General features: G+C 69.8%; 2 protein-coding genes. One reads left to right on the forward strand and one right to left on the reverse strand.

All coding sequences use genetic code 11. The features are described from left to right. Nucleotides 1-80 precede the first annotated feature (80 nt). Entirely contained in the window at nt 81-734 is a 654-nt protein-coding gene (locus P3X83_RS43095; RefSeq protein WP_277311245.1) for a response regulator transcription factor, read from the reverse strand. A gap of 328 nt (nt 735-1,062) precedes the next feature. On the opposite strand from P3X83_RS43095, the gene P3X83_RS43100 reads away from it, so the two are divergent. Beyond that, the gene (locus P3X83_RS43100; RefSeq protein WP_277311246.1) at nt 1,063-1,452 is read left to right on the forward strand and encodes a hypothetical protein; all 390 of its coding nucleotides are present in this window, start codon (nt 1,063-1,065) and stop codon (nt 1,450-1,452) included. Nucleotides 1,453-1,592: the final 140 nt, after the last annotated feature.

Raw genomic sequence — 1,592 nt, forward strand, 5'->3', positions numbered from 1 at the left:
GCGTTTCGATCATTCCCCTCTACGCCCCAAACAGAGGTACAGCCAGGGGTACCGCCGTCGCGGGGCCGGGACGCCGGAGCTCACCTCTCCACGCGTTCGAGGTAGGTCAGCACGGCGGCCACCCGCCGGTCGGTGCCGTCGGCCGGGGCCAGGTCGAGTTTGGCGAAGATGTTGCGGATGTGCTTGTGCACCGCGCCGCCGGTGACGAACAACCGCTCGGCGATGGCCGCGTTGCCCAGCCCTTCGGCCATCAAGGCCAGCACGTCGCGTTCACGCGGGCTGAGCCGTCCGAGCCGGTCACCGGGACGGCTGCGGGTGAGGAACTGCGCGACCACCTCCGGATCGATGGCGGTGCCGCCATCGGCCACCCGGTGCAGCGCCGTCAGGAACTCCTGCACCCGCCCGACCCGCTCCTTGAGCAGGTAACCCAGGCCCGCGCCGCCATGCGCGAGCAGATCGGTGGCGAACGCCTGCTCCACGTACGCCGACAGCACCAGCACGGCCAGTCCCGGCAGCCGCCGCCTGGCCTCGACGGCCGCCACGATGCCCTCGTCGGTATGGGTGGGCGGCATACGCACGTCCACGATGGCCACGTCCGGCCGGTGGGCGTCCACGGCGTCCAGGAACCCGGCGGCGTCGGAGGCGGTGGCCACCACGTCCAGCGACTCGGCCCGCAGCAGCAGCGCCAGCCCTTCGCGCAGCAGGGGGTCGTCCTCGGCAATCACAATGCGCATGGAAGGCTCGCCTTCATGATGGCCGGCCCACCGGGCGGGCCGAACGATCCGCGGGCGCCGCCGCCCATCGGCCAGGGAACCATGAAGATCCTAATGCTCCGGCCCCGGAGGCGGATCTCACTGCCCGTCCATGACCTCGATGGGCCGGCATCGCCCTCCCTCCGTATCGCTCATCCTGCGCCAAGGGTGGTCAAGTGGGCCGTGACGTCGTCGGCGAAGCGGACCGCGCCGGGGTGACCTGGCCGACAGCCTCTACGGTCTGGTCGAGAACAAGGTCGAGTTCCTGTTCGACGACTCCATCGCGGCCATCCACGACCGAGGTGATCAGGTGGAGGTCGCCTTCGACGGCGGCGCCAGGCGAACATTCGATCTGGTGATCGGCGCCGAGGGGCTGCACTCCAACACCCGAGGCCTGGCCTTCGGCCCCGAAGAGCGCTATCACCGCTATCTCGGCTTCTGCTTCGCCGGCGAACTGGCCACCCACGACGACCACGTCTCCGCCTTCGCGGCCTACGAGAACACCGTCCGGGACTTCGCGGAGCAGAACCAGGCCCTCGCCACCGCGGGCGGCGGCGTGCTCGCCCCACGCACCCGGCGGCACCTCGACGCGCGCAACGCGATGCTGCGCACCCAGACGACGCTCCCCTCAGGCACCGAGGGTCGTGCCGCCAACGGCGCCCTGACCCTGCCCGGCTACGAGCACGCACTCGCGCGCTGACCTCAGCGCCGCCGACCGGCGGGGACATGATGACCGCTCCATGATTCGACGGGGGGTTAAACGGGGGGTATCACTCTAAGTGTGGAATGATCACCATGGGTAAACGACTTAGGTGGATCACCTTAACGCTTCGGGGGGAG

This window comes from Spongiactinospora sp. TRM90649 (genome assembly GCF_029382225.1).
Taxonomy (GTDB): domain Bacteria; phylum Actinomycetota; class Actinomycetes; order Streptosporangiales; family Streptosporangiaceae; genus Spongiactinospora.